Genomic DNA, 14,178 nt, shown 5'->3' with positions numbered 1-14,178 from the left:
CGTTATTGGTTTACCGCTGCAGGCCAAGCCGGACAGCGGGGCTACACTTGCGTATTCATGATTTCCTGGTAGGCCGAAACCAGTTTGTTTCTAGCCTGCACCATGGTTTGGAAGCTCAGGCTGGCTTTCTGCATGGTCACCATCACGTCCTGGATGTTGACCCCTTCTTCCCCCAGCTCAAAGCGCTTTTGCAGCTCCTGGGAGGTTTGCTGTACTTGATTGACCTGCTCCAGCGTTGACTGCAACACCGAGGAAAAGTCAACTTCCGGTGCCTGGGCTGGCGCCGCGGGCTGCTTGCCGGCAGCCAGTGCCGACATCGCCTGCAGTTCACCCAGCAGCTGGTTAATGCCTTGCGTAGACATGTTGATTTCTACCTGTCTGTTACCGCCCTGCTTCAGGCGGAGTCACCATCTTCTTCCCGGTAGCGCTGCAGCTTGTAACGCAGGGTGCGTTCGCTGATCCCCAATCGTTCTGCGGCCAACTTCTTGACACCGCCAACGGCTTCCAGCGCATCCAGAATGTGCTTTTTTTCGATGGACTTCATGTCCATCGCCTGCTCGACAGCGGATGGTTCCGCGAAAATATCGGGCAAGGCAACAGGCCGTTCAGGCGAGACAGACTCCAGCATAAGATCGGCGGCAAAAACCTCCGTTCCGGCGGCAAGAATTGCCGCCCGCTGCATCACATTATCTAGCTCGCGGATGTTACCTTCCCAACTATAGGCAGTCAATTCTCGTTCGGCATCCCTGCCAAGGGTCAAATTCGACTTACCCACTGCGTCGGCATACTTTCGCAGCAATTTCCGTGCCAAAGGCAGAATATCCTCCGGCCGAGCAGCCAAACCGGGCAGCTGCAGCGGGAATACATTCAGTCGAAAATACAGATCCTCCCGGAAGCGACCCGCGGCAACCTCGGCCTGGATATCGCGGTTGGTGGTGGCCAGCACGCGAATATCCAGTTTGATGGTACGCGTCGCGCCGACACGCTCCACCTCCCGCTCCTGCAGCACCCGCAACAGCTTGGCCTGCAGAGGCAACGGCATTTCGGTGACTTCATCCAGCAGGATGGTGCCGGCCTGCGCCTGCTCGAACTTGCCGGGCAGACTGGCCGTCGCGCCGGTAAAGGCGCCTTTCTCGTGGCCAAACAGCGTGGATTCCAGCAGGTTGTCCGGAATGGCCGCACAGTTTACCGCCACGAACGGCCCATCTTTGCGCCGGGAATACTGATGCATGAAACGGGCCAACACCTCCTTGCCAGCACCACTGGGGCCGCTGATCAACACACTGGCGTCGCTGGGTGCTACCCGGCTGGCAATCGACAGCAGTTTGCGCATGGCCGGCGACTCTGCCACCAGCGTGTCGGCACTGACTTCCGGCGCATTCAGCACAAAACGCTCCACCTCGGCGATCAGTTGCTGTGGCTCGAACGGTTTGAGCAGGTAGTGGCTGGCGCCGGCACGCAGCAGTTCCACCGCACGCTCGATTACGCCATACGCCGTCATCAGCACGAACGGCAGGCCGGGGTAACGGTCCTTGATCGCAAAGAACAACTGGTAGCCATCCATCGGCTGCATCTGCGCATCCGAAATCACCAGCCCGACCGGTTCGCGCTGCAGCACCTCCAGTGCCGCCGTACCATCGGCCGCCTCCACCACCTGGAAGCCGGCCAACAGCAGCGTATCCACCAGCGCCTCACGCAGGTCGGCATCATCCTCAACCACCAAAACAGGCAAGCGTTTCATTTATTGTTGTATTCCATCCTTCAGCCGCCAGCCCCCTGGCGGTTGGCACACAGTGCCATCAAACGATTGGCGATACCCTGCAGCGGCAGCACTTCGTGCACGCCGCCGGTGGCAATCGCTTCCTTGGGCATACCGAACACCACGCAGGATGCTTCGTCCTGCGCAATATTCAACGCCCCGGCTTCCTTCAATTCCAGCATGCCGGCAGCACCGTCCCGCCCCATACCGGTAAGAATCACCCCAATGCAATGCTTGCCCGCCACGTTGGCCGCAGAGCGGAACAGCACATCGACTGACGGCTTGTGCCGGTTGACCGGCGGTCCCTGGTGCAAACTGGCGGCATAGCCGATGCCATTGGTGGACTTGACCAGCAGGTGCGAATGACCGGGAGCGACGTAGACGGTACCGGCTTGCAGGCGCTCGCCGTCCTCGGCCTCTTTCACCGCCAACTTGCACAGCGAATCCAGCCGCGCAGCAAACGATTTGGTGAACATCTCCGGCATATGCTGGGTGATGACGATCGGCGGCATGTCGGCCGGCAGGCTGGTCAGCAGTACCCGCAAGGCCTCGGTACCACCCGTGGAAGAGCCGATCGCGATCAGCGACTGCCGACCCAACGCCATCTTGCCCGGCTGCCGCGGCAGGATCACATCGGCGGAATGACTGGGCGCCACGGACATCGGCTTGATGTCTGGCATCTTTTGGGTATGCGGCATAGTGTTCTCTTGTGACGACGGCATGGTGCACTACAACGACTGTTGCAGATGACGGCACCAAGCATCGCAGGCCTCTTCTACCAGATCCAGCACCTGCTCGAACCCTTGCGGCCCGCCATAGTAAGGATCAGGCACCTCGGCTTGCTGCCCCAGTATCGACAATAGCAGCTGCGGCGCCACGCCACGACCGCCACGCACACGCTCCAGATTGGCCAGATTGTCGCAGTCCGCGGCCAGCAGGTAGTCGAAGCGGGAGAAATCCGCGGCCGTCACCTGCCGCGCCCGCAACGCGCTCAGGTCATAGCCGCGGCCGGCGGCGGCGGCCACGCTGCGCGGATCCGGTGCGCGGCCAACGTGGTAATCGTGCGTGCCGGCGGAGTCCACCTCCACCAGCGCATCCAGCCCGTAATGCTGCAGTCGGGCGCGCATCACCCCTTCCATGGTGGGCGAGCGGCAGATATTGCCCATGCAGATCATCAAAATCCGTAGTTTGCGTGCCATGCTTCCCCCTTGCCTTTCGGCATTACAACTCGCTGAACCAGGCTTTTTCTTTCAGCGCCTTCAGCTCGTCGCGCAGCTTGGCGGCCTGTTCGAACTCCAGATTGCGCGCTGCCTCCAGCATGGCTTTTTCCAGCCGCTTGATTTCCTTGGCCAGCGTCTTTTCGTCCATCATCGCAATACGCGCGCTTTCCGCCAACGCTTTCCGATCCACCGACTTGTCGTGGTACACGCCGTCGATAATGTCCTTGATCTTCTTATTGATGCCCTGCGGCACAATGCCATGCTCGGTGTTGAACGCCATCTGCTTGCTGCGGCGGCGCTCGGTTTCATCGATGGCACGGCGCATGCTGTCGGTGATGCGGTCGGCGTACAGCAGCGCCAGACCATTAAGGTTACGCGCGGCACGGCCGATGGTCTGGATCAGGCTGCGTTCGCTGCGCAGGAAACCTTCCTTGTCGGCATCCAGAATCGCCACCAGGCTCACCTCCGGAATATCCAGCCCTTCGCGCAGCAGGTTGATGCCGATCAGCACATCGAACATGCCCAGCCGCAGATCACGGATGATTTCCACCCGCTCCACAGTGTCGATGTCGGAGTGCAGGTAGCGCACCTTGATGCCGTGCTCGGTGTAGTAATCCGCCAGCTGCTCCGCCATGCGCTTGGTCAGCGTGGTCACCAGCACCCGCTCACCACGCTCGATGCGCAGATGGATCTCCGACAACAGGTCGTCGACCTGGGTGGATACCGGGCGAATCACGATCACCGGATCCACCAGCCCGGTTGGCCGCACCACCTGCTCCACCACCTGGCCGGCATGCTTGGCCTCGTAGTCCGACGGCGTGGCGGACACGAAGATGGCCTGCGGAATCAGTTTTTCGAATTCGTGGAATTTCAACGGTCGGTTGTCCACCGCCGATGGCAGGCGGAAGCCGTAGTCCACCAGATTTTGCTTGCGCGCGGCATCGCCCTTGTACATCGCCCCTACCTGCGGCACGGTGACATGGCTTTCGTCGATGAACATCAGCGCGTTCTTGGGCAGGTAGTCGATCAGTGTCGGCGGCGCTTCACCGGGCGCACGGCCGGAGAAATGCCGCGAGTAGTTTTCGATGCCCTTGCAGAAGCCCATCTCGTACAGCATTTCCAGATCGAAGCGGGTGCGCTGCTCGATGCGCTGCGCCTCCACCAGCTTGCCTTCCTTGTGATACCACTCGATGCGCTCGCGCAGCTCGGTCTTGATCTTGTCGCAGGCGCGCAGCACGGTGTCGCGCGGCGTCACGTAGTGGCTGCCCGGGTACACGGTATAGCGGCCCACTCTTTGCTTGGTCACCCCGGTCAGCGGGTCGAACAACGTCAGCGTTTCCACCTCGTCGTCGAACAGGCTGACCCGCAGCGCGGTGTCGTTGCTTTCCGCCGGGAAGATATCGATCACGTCGCCGCGCACGCGAAAGGTGCCGCGGGCGAAATCCATGTCGTTGCGGTCGTACTGCATCGCCGTCAGCCGGCTGATGATCTCGCGCTGCGGCGTGGTCTCGCCTTCTTTCAGATGCAGAATCATCTGGTGGTATTCGGTGGGATCACCGATACCGTAAATAGCCGACACCGTCGCCACGATCACGCAGTCCGGACGCTCCAGAATGCTTTTGGTAGCTGATAGCCGCATCTGCTCGATGTGTTCGTTGATGCTGGAGTCTTTTTCGATGAACAGATCGCGGCTGGGAACGTAGGCTTCCGGCTGGTAGTAGTCGTAGTAGGAGACGAAATACTCGACGGCGTTCTCCGGAAAGAACTCGCGCATCTCGCTGTACAGCTGTGCGGCCAACGTTTTGTTATGCGCCATGACGATGGCCGGGCGGCCGGTCTGCGCAATAACGTTGGCCATGGTGTAGGTTTTGCCGGAACCGGTGACGCCCAGCAAGGTCTGGTAGCTCAGGCCGTCAGACAGCCCTTCAACCAGACTGGCAATGGCTGTCGGTTGGTCACCCGCAGGGGGAAAAGGCTGGTGCAGCCGGAACGGGCTGCCGGGATAGGTAACAACCATGGCATCTCACTCATTTGTCACGCAGATTGTAGCCGAAAACCGCGCCAATCATGGCTTGCAGCGCAATTTCGCCCGCACAAACAGTTTATTTCAATTTAAAATTGAGATATCGAATCGCAACATCTTCGCATCGGAGTCATTACATGATGCTCAGAACCCTGGCCTTGCTGGTTTGCCTGGCCGGCGCCCCGCTGATGGCGGGAGCCGCCCAACCGGTAAACCTTGCCACCATGGCCGCATCACCGCGCCTGAGTTCGCACGCGGTAGCCGTCGTGGACGCCCAGACCGGCCAACTGGTCTACGAAAAGAACGCCAACCAGATTCAGCCGTTTGCCTCCATCACCAAGTTGATGACGGCCATGGTGGCACTGGATGCCAACCTGTCGCTGGATACGCCGATCACCATCAGTGATGACGAGATCGATCGCCTGAAGAACACCAGCTCGCGCCTGGCCGTCGGCTCCACGCTGACCCGCCGCGAGATGCTGCTGCTGGCGCTGATGTCGTCGGAAAACCGTGCCGCCGCCTCGCTAGCGCGCACCTATCCGGGCGGCAAGGCGGCCTTCATCGCGCAAATGAACCGCAAGGCGCGTTCGCTGGGCATGACCAACACCGTGTTCCACGACGCCACCGGCCTGGATATGCGCAACACCTCCACCGCGATGGACCTGGTGCGCATGGTAAAGGCCGCGGCAAACTACCCGTTGATCCGCCAGTTCACCACCACTGCCGAATACTACGCCCATCCCACCGCCACCCGGGTGCTGCATTACAAGAACAGCAACCCGCTGGTGCGTGAAGGCGAATGGGACATCGGCCTGTCCAAGACCGGTTACATCGAAGAAGCCGGCCGTTGCCTGGTGATGCAGGCCACGGTGGGCAGCCAGCACCTGATCCTGGTGCTGCTGGCAGCCAATGGCTCGGCGGCGCGGGTCAACGACGCCAAGTCGATCAAGACCTGGCTGGAATCGCATCCCAATACCTGGCTGTCGGGTTAATCCCGGCTGCCGCCACCATGAAGTTGGCCGCCCCGTTTCGGAGGCGGCCAATTTTTTTTGCTGGTGCGCTACGCTTGCCGGAAAGCGATCAGGTGATCCAGCTCCAGCCGGATGCCGATCGCCTCACCGATGGCATGGTTGTGATGGCTGGGCACCTGCGCCAGTACGCTACGGCCGGATGCCAGCTGCAGGGTGTACAGGAACTCCGAGCCGCGGAACACCTTGCCCAACACCAGGGCCTTTACCTCGCTGGCATCGTCGTGCACCACGTCATCCGGGCGCAACAGCACGTCGACGGCATCGCCGATCACAAACTGCCGCGGCACCGCGCTGCAGTATTCACCCAGCTCCAGCGTCACGCAGCGCGGGCCGGTTACCGTGCCCGGCACGAACGCGCCCTGACCGATAAAATCGGCCACATAGCGGCTCTGCGGCTCATGGTACAGCTCATACGGTGCCGCCCACTGCAACAACCGCCCCTGCGACATCACCCCCACCTTGTCGGCCATGGCAAAGGCTTCATGCTGATCGTGCGTCACCAGAATGGCGGTGGTGCCCTGCGATTTCAGGATGTCGCGCACCTCGCGCGACAGCCGCTCGCGCAGGTCGACATCCAGGTTGGAAAACGGCTCGTCAAGCAGCAGCAGGCGCGGCTGCGGCGCCAGTGCCCGCGCCAGCGCCACCCGCTGCTGCTGGCCACCGGACAGCTCGTGCGGGTAGGCCTTGCCGTATGCGGCCAACCCTACCACCTCCAACATGGCATCCACCCGCTGCGCACGCGCGCGGCGCGGCAGACTACCCAAGCCAAAGCCGATGTTTTCCGCCACCGACAAGTGCGGAAACAGCGCGTAATCCTGAAAAACCATGCCGATTTCGCGCTGATGCGCCGGCACGTTGGCCGCAGCGCTGGCGATACCCCGCCCGGCCAGGCGGATTTCGCCGTCCAGCAGGTTTTCAAAGCCGGCAATGCAGCGCAGCACGGTGGTCTTGCCGCAGCCGGAACTACCCAGCAGGCAGCCGATCTCGCCGGCCTCCAGCGCAAACGACATCTGGTCAATGATTTTCTTGTCGCCGTACGACTGCGACACCGACACCAATTCAAGCAAACTCATCAGGCAACATCCTGTTGACGCGACAGCAAAATGGTTGGCAACAGACCCGCCAGCACAATGGCGATGGCCGGCAGCGCGGCCTGGTCCCACATGCCTTCGCTGGTCATGTTGTAGACCCGTACCGACAGCGTGTCCCAGCCGAAGGGCCGCGTCATCAGCGTGATCGGCATTTCCTTCATCACATCGACAAACACCATCAGTACCGCGGTGAACAGCCCGCCGGACAGCAGCGGCAGATAGACGCGGTACAGCAGCGCCCAGCCGGCAACGCCCAGATTGCGCGCCGCCTCGTCGTGGCTGCGGGTGATGCGGTTCATGGCGGCATCTACCGCCGAATGCCCCACCGCCAGGAAGCGGGCGACAAAAGCCAGCAACATGGCCAGCAAGGTGCCCTTGAACACGGCGGTGACTTCGCCCCCCAAGCCCAGCAGCGCGATGATCTGGTTGTCCAGCCACGCCACCGGCACGAACACCCCCACCGCCAGCACGGTGCCGGGAATGGCATAGCCGATGGTGGCCACACGGGCGGCCAGCTTGACCACGGCACCGCCATCACGGCGCACCAGGTAGGCCAGCACCAGCGCGATCAGCGTCACCAGCACCGCGGCCAACAGTGACAGCAGCACCGAGCGCCAGGCGTAGCCGAGAAAGTCGGCACTGAACTGATTGGCAAAATCACGCGACGCCCAGTAGCCCAGTTGCAGCAAAGGCAGCACGAAGGCCAGCAGCAACACCAGGCTGGCGGCGGCACACGCCGCCCAGCCACGCCAGCCTGTCAGCGTCAGGCGCGGCAACGGCGCCGTGCGTCCGGCCTGCGAGTAAGCACGGCGCCCGCGGCTGTACTGCTCCAGCAGCAGCAGCACGAGCACCATCACCACCAGCAGCGAGGCCAGCTGCTTGGCGGTATCCAGCGAGAACAACGCGAACCACGCTTTGTAGATGGCGGTGGTGAAGGTGTCGTAGTTAAATACCGCCACGGTGCCGAAATCGGCCAGGCTTTCCATCACCACCAGCAGCAGCCCACCCATGATCCACGGCCGCGCCATCGGCAGCGCGATGCGCCAGAAGCCCTGCCGCGGCGACAGGCCCAGGCTCTGCCCTACTTCCAGCGCGCGGCGCCCCATGGTGGCGAAGGCATTGCGCGCCAGCAGGTAGACATAGGGATAGAACGCCAGCGACATCACCAGCAGCAGGCCCCAGGTACTACGGATCTCCGGGAACCAGCGCATATTGTCGAAGTGCGGCCGCAACAGGCTCTGCAGCGGTCCGGTAAATTCAAAGATGCCCACCTGGGCAAACGCCAGCACATAGGCCGGCATCGCCAGCGGCAGCATCAGCGCCCAGCTGAAGAAGCGCCGCCCGGGAAACTGGTACACCGCCACCAGCCAGGCCAGCGACACGCCGATCAGCAGCACGCCGGCGGACACGCCCAGCAGCATCACCAGCGTGTTGCGCAACAGCTCGGGCAAGGCAAATTCCAGCAGATGCTGCCAGATGGCGGGATCGGGGCTGAGCGAAGAGGTCATCACCACCGCCAGCGGCACTACGGTGAACAGGCTGATCGCCAGCGCCAGCAGCCGGCCCGGCCAGCTCGCCAGGCGCCGGCTGATGCCGGCGGGCATGGCCGCCCCCGGCGGTGGCGAGCGCTCGGCGCTCGGCAGGGATTTTTCTAACTGCATTGCGTACGCAACTCCGTTATAACAAGCCTGAAAGCGAAAAGCCGACAAGGGCAGCGAACTGCCCTTGTCGGCCAGATTGGCTAATGCTTACTTATAGCCAACGCGATCCATCAGCATCACGGCCTGCGCCTGCTTGGAGCCGGCCTCGGACACGTTGATCAGGTCCTGCTTCGGCTTGCCCCACGAAGTCACCACCGGGTTCGGCGCCACCTTCGGGTTGGCCGGGAATTCCATGTCGATATCGGCGAACAGCTTCTGCGCCTTCTCGGCCGACAGCCATTCCAGCAGCTTCACCGCCCCCTTGGCGTTCTTGGCATGCTTGGTGACACCGGCACCGGATACGTTCACATGCACGCCGTCCAGCTTCTGGTTGGCCCAGAACAAGCCCACCGGCAGGTTGGGCTGGGTTTTCAGCAGGCGGCCGTAGTAGTAGGTGTTGGCGATGCCGACATCGCACTGGCCGGCGCCAATGGCTTCCAGCATCTTGGTATCGTCGGCAAACACCGGCGCCGCCAGGTTGTCGACCCAGCCTTTAACGATGCGCTCGGTTTTCACCGGGCCATAGCTGCCGATCATGGTGCCGACCAGCGACTGGTTGTACACCTTCTTGGAAGTGCGCAGGCACAGCTTGCCCTTCCATTTCGGGCTGGCCAGGTCTTCGTAGCTGGACAGCTGTTCCGGCTTCACCGTCAGCTTGTTGTAGAAAATGGTACGGGCGCGCACCGACAGGCCGAACCAGTTGTTGCCCGGATCGCGCAGATGCACCGGCACGTTGGCCGCAAGCGCAGCGGACTTCACCGGCTGGAACAGACCCAGGTTGTTGGCCTGCCACAGGTTGCCGGCATCCACGGTCATGAAGATGTCTGCCGGGGTGTTGGAGCCTTCGGCTTTCAGGCGTTCCATCAGCGGGCCTTCGCTACCGCTGACCACGTTTACCTTAATGCCGGTTTCCTGCTCGAACACGCCCAGAATGGGCTTGATCAGCTGCTCGGCACGCGCGGTGTAAACGGTAATTTCTTCCGCCGCTGCCACGCCGCTCAAGGCGGCCAGCACTGCCATCAATGCGATTTTCTTGTTCACGACCCGTCCTTTTCTGCAATACAAACCGATACAAACGCAAAAAAGTATAATCGTGACAAGAATTATTATCAATAACTATTCTTAATTAGGCCGCACGGGGAAGCGCACCCAATCGCCGGTCGCGGCTTGCTGGCTGTTGTTGCGCAGCCGGGCCACGGCAAAGCGCGGTTGCACCTGCTCGATTTCCAGATCGCCGATCAGCTGCTCCGGCACCCCCAGCACCTGGCCATCCAGCCGCCGCACCTCGGTGGCCGGTCGCGGCTTGTACAGCAACAGCCGGTCGCGCACCGCCAGGCCATCCAGCGCCCCGGCGGCCAGGTACACGCGGTCGCCCTCCACCCGCGCCACCCGGGTGGTAAACGGCAGGCACTGCATGGTGTCGCGCAGCTTGTCGGCAATGCCGCCCAGCGTCTGTTCGATCAGGCGGCCGTAGTCGGACTGGGCCAGCACCGCGGTATCGAACAGCCGCGCGGAATCGACATGCACATCGCCGCGCGCCTCGCGAGTCAGCACATCGCGCAGCAACACCCCGCCACTGATGGCGTCATACAACCAGTACTCCACCACCAGCCGCCGCTCGACCGGCACCTGCCGCACCGACAAGCCCAGCAAGCCGGCAAACGGCCCGGTGTAGTACACCCCTTGCTGCATATCGTTGCCACTGCCGAATACCGTTGCCCGCGGTTCCTTGCGCGTCACCGCGCTATCGACGATGCGCCCGGCCAGCACGAACTGCACGCCTTCCCGGCGGCCAACGTCGCGCACCGCATCGCTGGCCTGCCACGGGTCCTGCACCTTGCCGTCGGGAAACAGCGTCACATTGCCGGCGTCCAGCGCCTGTACGTCACGCTGCCGGTTGAGACGGCGCACCAGCTCGGCCGGAAACCAGGTGGAAATGCCGCCCAGGTCCGTCGCTTGCTGCGGCTGCTCCACGGTGAAGTAGGTCGCCACCAGCCGGCGCGCCAGAAAGCGGCCGGGCGGCAGCGTGGAACGCTGGCAGGCCGCGGCGGCCTTGTCGTTGTTGGCCGCAGCCTCGGCCGGCGTGGCCGGCGGGTCGGTATCATGCTGCACCGTGACAAACAGCAGGCCGTCACGCTGGCTTTCACTGATCACCCGCGTCTTGCCCGGCAGCGACACTGGCCCCAGCATCAGGCTTTCCGCCGCTACCGCACCATTGTTCATCTCGCTGCTGCCTTGCAGTCCGCCCTGGTGGGTAATGGCAATTTGCCGCAACGCGTCTTCGATGGCCGCCTGGCGAGCCGCCACGCGGCCGGCCTCCAGTGACGCCATGCCCTCGGCCTGATATATCTCGGCCATGGCTGCCGGCGCGACCAGCAAAACAAACGCCGCCCCGAAGGCGGCGCGTAACAGACTGGATGTTTGCATTATGTCTCAGTGTGCAACGTAGAAGTCTCCACCGTACACGCAGCCGCTGTCAGTGCAGCCAAGCTTGCTGCCATCGCTGGCCGGCATCACGCGGGCTGCGGTGGCCACGTTGCCGGTGGTCGCCAGAGCCGTACGGTAAGCCTTGAAGAAGCCCTCGTCCAGCACCATCTCGGCAATGCTTTCACTGCTGCCATCCGGTTTGAACTCGGTGGACAGCAGGCGTACGCCACGCAGATAGGCATCGACATACACGCGGAAGCTGTCGTTGCTGGCCACCAGGTTGCCGACCGAGCTGTTGCCGGACAGTTTGAAACCCTGCACCTGCTCGGCTACCGCGCGGTAGGCATCCAGTTGCGCCGCCCGCATCGCCAACAGGCGACGCTGCACCGGCGACAGGTCCTTGCCGGACGGCGGCGCACCGCGGCCAACCACGCGGATACGCAAGGCGTTGTAGGCTTCTTCTTTTGCGGCCGGCGGGTCGGACAGCGGACCGACATAACCGCCGCCCATCATCACCCCACCCTGCGTCATCACCGGCTGGCGCGCGATACCCAGCTGCTCGTGGCTACCTGCCACCGCCGGTGCCTCTTCGACATTGGTTCCCTGCGCAGGCGCGGCAGCCACCACCATCCATTGCTGGCCATCGGCCTGATTGGCAGGAGGAGTAGCGGCGCAGGCAGTCAGCGCGGTAACGGCCAGCAGGCCGGGCAACAGTCGGGTTAAGTTCATGGAATGGCTCCGCATGCTATGTATATCGTTGTACAGCGTGTCAGCTTTATCGGCTCCGGTTCACAAAGCTTGAGACTATTTGCAAGCGATGCTTCAAGACCGGCAACGGCTGCCGCCCGGCGGAGGCCATGCTAAACTGCCGGCCATTGTCACACCCCGGAATGCCGCGCATGAAAAAACTGCTGACCTCGCTGTTGTTGCTGCTGCCCCTGAACGCCCTGGCCGCCCCGACAGTGGAACTGACCACCAACAAGGGCCCGATCACCATCGAACTGAACCCGGCCAAGGCGCCGAAGACGGTGGAAAACTTCGTTGCCTACGTCAAGGCCGGCCATTACAGCAACACCCTGTTCCATCGCATCATCGATGGCTTCATGATCCAGGGCGGCGGCTTTACCGTGCAGAACGGCAGTCTGGTGCAGAAGCCGACCCGTGCGCCGGTAATGATCGAGGCCGACAATGGCCTGAAAAACGTGATTGGCACCATTGCCATGGCGCGCACGCCGAACCCGAACTCGGCTACCTCGCAGTTTTTCATCAACCTGGTGAATAACGAGTTCCTCGACTTCCGCGGCAAGACGCCGGAAGGCTGGGGCTATACCGTATTCGGCAAGGTAACCGCCGGCATGGATGTGGTGAACCGCATCTCCAAGGTACGCACCGGCTACGTTGACGGCATGCAGGATGTGCCGCTGGAATCGGTGGTGATCACCAAGGCCACCTATAAACCCTGATAGACGCAAGGATTGACCCATGATCAAGCTGACCACCAACCACGGTGACATCGTGCTGGAAATGTTCGCCGACAAGGCCCCGAAAACCGTGGCCAACTTCGAACAATACGTACTGGATGGCCACTACAACGGCACCATCTTTCATCGCGTGATCAACGGCTTCATGATCCAGGGCGGCGGCTTCACCGCCGACATGGAGCAGAAAGATACCCGCGACACTATCCAGAACGAAGCCAACAACGGTCTGTCCAACAAGACCTACACCATCGCCATGGCTCGCACCCCGGATCCGCATTCCGCCAGTGCGCAGTTCTTCATCAACGTGTCCGACAACGACTTCCTGGACTTCCGCGCCGAAACCATGCAGGGCTGGGGCTACTGCGTATTCGGCCAGGTAGTACAGGGCCAGGACGTGGTAGACCGCATCAAGACCGTGGCTACCGGTCGCGCCGGCGGTCACCAGGACGTGCCGCTGACCCCGGTAGTGATCGAGAAGGCAGAGATCATCCAGGGCTGATGAGCGTTCACCCATACCAGGCCGCCATGTGCGGCCTTTTTTGACTGTTGACCATGGCCATTCATTTCATTTCCGACCTGCACCTGCACGACGAAGCCAGCTGGCTCGGCGAGCTGTTCACCCGCACACTGGCCGACTGGCGCGGCAAGATCGACGCGTTGTATATCCTGGGCGACTTGTTTGAATACTGGGTGGGCGACGACGACCAGCACCCGTTCAACGACGCCATGCTGGCCGCCATGCGCGACTTTGCCAGCGTCACGCCGCTGTACGTGATGCGCGGCAACCGCGACTTCCTGCTGGGGCCGGGCTTTGCCGCCGCCAGCGGCGCCACCTTGCTGGACGAACCGCACCTGCTGCGGGTGCATGGCCGCGACTATCTGCTGGTGCACGGCGACGGCGAATGCACCGACGATGCCGCCTACCAGCAGTTCCGCGCCATGGTGCGCCAGCCGGCGTGGCAGGCGGCGTTCCTGCAAAAACCGCTGGCCGAGCGCCATGCCATTGCCCGCCAGATCCGCGGCATGAGCGAACACAAGAAACAGACCCAGGGCATGACCGACATCAGCGACGTCAGCCCGGCCGCCATCGAGGCACTGCTGGCAGCCTACCCGGGCGCCACGCTGATTCATGGCCACACCCACCGCCCAGCGCGCCACGAGCACCGCGTCAATGGCGAAGAGCACGAACGCTGGGTGATCGCCGACTGGCACGATGGTCACGGCGGTTACCTGCGGCTGGACAGCATCGGCCTCAGCGCCCATCCGCTGACGCTGCAGCACCACTAAACGTTGGCCGCAGCGCAGACAACAGCACACGCCGCACCCGGCCCCACCGCCTGCGGCCAACCTTTACCGCCGCCACCAGCAATCGCGCCTTCCCGCGCGCTTTTCCATGCAGTTAAGGGTTTTCCCGCAAGGGGCAGCCCCAACAGACAAGCCGTTTCT

Annotated in this window: 14 protein-coding genes; 4 read left to right on the top strand and 10 right to left on the bottom strand. The window is 62.5% G+C overall.

Features of this window, described 5'->3' with window-relative positions; genetic code table 11:
• Positions 1-41: 41 nt before the first annotated feature.
• The 5 genes from fliE to uvrB are packed head-to-tail and all read right to left on the bottom strand — an operon-like array spanning position 42 to position 4,996.
• On the bottom strand, positions 42-362 hold the full coding sequence (fliE, locus tag ABNW52_RS01660) for a flagellar hook-basal body complex protein FliE (RefSeq protein ID WP_349583114.1): 321 nt from the start codon (positions 360-362) through the stop codon (positions 42-44).
• 32 nt (positions 363-394) lie between these two features.
• A complete protein-coding gene (locus ABNW52_RS01655) occupies positions 395-1,741 on the bottom strand; it encodes a sigma-54-dependent transcriptional regulator (protein WP_349583112.1) in 1,347 nt (448 codons plus the stop codon).
• Between the two features lie 20 nt (positions 1,742-1,761).
• Positions 1,762-2,457: a chemotaxis protein CheB gene (locus tag ABNW52_RS01650; protein ID WP_349583111.1), complete on the bottom strand. Its 696-nt coding sequence runs from the start codon at positions 2,455-2,457 to the stop codon at positions 1,762-1,764.
• 30 nt (positions 2,458-2,487) lie between these two features.
• Entirely contained in the window at positions 2,488-2,958 is a 471-nt protein-coding gene (locus ABNW52_RS01645) for a low molecular weight protein-tyrosine-phosphatase (protein WP_349583108.1), read from the bottom strand.
• Between the two features lie 22 nt (positions 2,959-2,980).
• Positions 2,981-4,996 (bottom strand): excinuclease ABC subunit UvrB, encoded by a 2,016-nt coding sequence (gene uvrB, locus ABNW52_RS01640; protein WP_349583105.1) that lies wholly within the window; start codon positions 4,994-4,996, stop codon positions 2,981-2,983.
• A 143-nt stretch (positions 4,997-5,139) separates the two neighbouring features.
• Here uvrB and ABNW52_RS01635 point away from each other — a divergent pair, with 143 nt between their 5' ends.
• Positions 5,140-5,994, top strand: coding sequence for a serine hydrolase (locus ABNW52_RS01635; RefSeq protein WP_349583102.1), 855 nt, complete (start codon positions 5,140-5,142; stop codon positions 5,992-5,994).
• Between the two features lie 68 nt (positions 5,995-6,062).
• On the opposite strand, the gene ABNW52_RS01630 is transcribed toward ABNW52_RS01635, so the two are convergent.
• From ABNW52_RS01630 to ABNW52_RS01610, 5 genes are all read right to left on the bottom strand, one after another.
• Positions 6,063-7,106 carry an ABC transporter ATP-binding protein gene (locus ABNW52_RS01630; RefSeq protein ID WP_349583099.1) on the bottom strand — a complete coding sequence of 348 codons (1,044 nt, stop codon included), beginning with the start codon at positions 7,104-7,106 and terminating at the stop codon, positions 6,063-6,065.
• Complete coding sequence (locus ABNW52_RS01625; protein WP_386106810.1) at positions 7,106-8,728, bottom strand: ABC transporter permease; 1,623 nt, start codon at positions 8,726-8,728, stop codon at positions 7,106-7,108. Before ABNW52_RS01625 ends, ABNW52_RS01630 begins: the two co-directional genes overlap by 1 nt.
• Before the next feature lie 144 nt (positions 8,729-8,872).
• Positions 8,873-9,865, bottom strand: a complete 993-nt coding sequence (locus ABNW52_RS01620; RefSeq protein WP_349583093.1) for an extracellular solute-binding protein — start codon at positions 9,863-9,865, stop codon at positions 8,873-8,875.
• Positions 9,866-9,946: 81 nt separating this feature from the next.
• Positions 9,947-11,251, bottom strand: a complete 1,305-nt coding sequence (locus tag ABNW52_RS01615) for a flagellar assembly protein T N-terminal domain-containing protein (RefSeq protein WP_349583090.1) — start codon at positions 11,249-11,251, stop codon at positions 9,947-9,949.
• A 6-nt stretch (positions 11,252-11,257) separates the two neighbouring features.
• Positions 11,258-11,980 (bottom strand): LPP20 family lipoprotein, encoded by a 723-nt coding sequence (locus ABNW52_RS01610; protein WP_349583087.1) that lies wholly within the window; start codon positions 11,978-11,980, stop codon positions 11,258-11,260.
• A 170-nt stretch (positions 11,981-12,150) separates the two neighbouring features.
• Between ABNW52_RS01610 and ABNW52_RS01605 the strand changes: the two genes are divergently transcribed.
• The 3 genes from ABNW52_RS01605 to ABNW52_RS01595 are packed head-to-tail and all read left to right on the top strand — an operon-like array spanning position 12,151 to position 14,019.
• On the top strand, positions 12,151-12,714 hold the full coding sequence (locus tag ABNW52_RS01605; protein WP_349583084.1) for a peptidylprolyl isomerase: 564 nt from the start codon (positions 12,151-12,153) through the stop codon (positions 12,712-12,714).
• A gap of 19 nt (positions 12,715-12,733) precedes the next feature.
• Positions 12,734-13,231, top strand: coding sequence for a peptidylprolyl isomerase (locus ABNW52_RS01600; protein ID WP_349583081.1), 498 nt, complete (start codon positions 12,734-12,736; stop codon positions 13,229-13,231).
• Between the two features lie 53 nt (positions 13,232-13,284).
• Positions 13,285-14,019 carry a UDP-2,3-diacylglucosamine diphosphatase gene (locus ABNW52_RS01595; protein WP_349583078.1) on the top strand — a complete coding sequence of 245 codons (735 nt, stop codon included), beginning with the start codon at positions 13,285-13,287 and terminating at the stop codon, positions 14,017-14,019.
• Positions 14,020-14,178 lie beyond the last annotated feature (159 nt).

Origin of the sequence: Vogesella oryzagri, from assembly GCF_040148885.1 — a bacterium.
Lineage (GTDB): Bacteria > Pseudomonadota > Gammaproteobacteria > Burkholderiales > Chromobacteriaceae > Vogesella > Vogesella oryzagri.
Note: the sequence above shows the minus strand (reverse complement) of the source record. Positions and strands in the feature narration are given on the sequence as shown.

What these genes read in the sequence shown, in the direction of transcription:
- fliE (WP_349583114.1), bottom strand. Translation starts at nt 362, where the DNA reads ATGTCTACGCAAGGCATTAACCAGCTGCTGGGTGAACTGCAGGCGATG.
- ABNW52_RS01655 (WP_349583112.1), bottom strand. Translation starts at nt 1,741, where the DNA reads ATGAAACGCTTGCCTGTTTTGGTGGTTGAGGATGATGCCGACCTGCGT.
- ABNW52_RS01650 (WP_349583111.1), bottom strand. Translation starts at nt 2,457, where the DNA reads ATGCCGCATACCCAAAAGATGCCAGACATCAAGCCGATGTCCGTGGCG.
- ABNW52_RS01645 (WP_349583108.1), bottom strand. Translation starts at nt 2,958, where the DNA reads ATGGCACGCAAACTACGGATTTTGATGATCTGCATGGGCAATATCTGC.
- uvrB (WP_349583105.1), bottom strand. Translation starts at nt 4,996, where the DNA reads ATGGTTGTTACCTATCCCGGCAGCCCGTTCCGGCTGCACCAGCCTTTT.
- ABNW52_RS01635 (WP_349583102.1), top strand. Translation starts at nt 5,140, where the DNA reads ATGATGCTCAGAACCCTGGCCTTGCTGGTTTGCCTGGCCGGCGCCCCG.
- ABNW52_RS01630 (WP_349583099.1), bottom strand. Translation starts at nt 7,106, where the DNA reads ATGAGTTTGCTTGAATTGGTGTCGGTGTCGCAGTCGTACGGCGACAAG.
- ABNW52_RS01625 (WP_386106810.1), bottom strand. Translation starts at nt 8,728, where the DNA reads ATGCCCGCCGGCATCAGCCGGCGCCTGGCGAGCTGGCCGGGCCGGCTG.
- ABNW52_RS01615 (WP_349583090.1), bottom strand. Translation starts at nt 11,251, where the DNA reads ATGCAAACATCCAGTCTGTTACGCGCCGCCTTCGGGGCGGCGTTTGTT.
- ABNW52_RS01610 (WP_349583087.1), bottom strand. Translation starts at nt 11,980, where the DNA reads ATGAACTTAACCCGACTGTTGCCCGGCCTGCTGGCCGTTACCGCGCTG.
- ABNW52_RS01605 (WP_349583084.1), top strand. Translation starts at nt 12,151, where the DNA reads ATGAAAAAACTGCTGACCTCGCTGTTGTTGCTGCTGCCCCTGAACGCC.
- ABNW52_RS01600 (WP_349583081.1), top strand. Translation starts at nt 12,734, where the DNA reads ATGATCAAGCTGACCACCAACCACGGTGACATCGTGCTGGAAATGTTC.
- ABNW52_RS01595 (WP_349583078.1), top strand. Translation starts at nt 13,285, where the DNA reads ATGGCCATTCATTTCATTTCCGACCTGCACCTGCACGACGAAGCCAGC.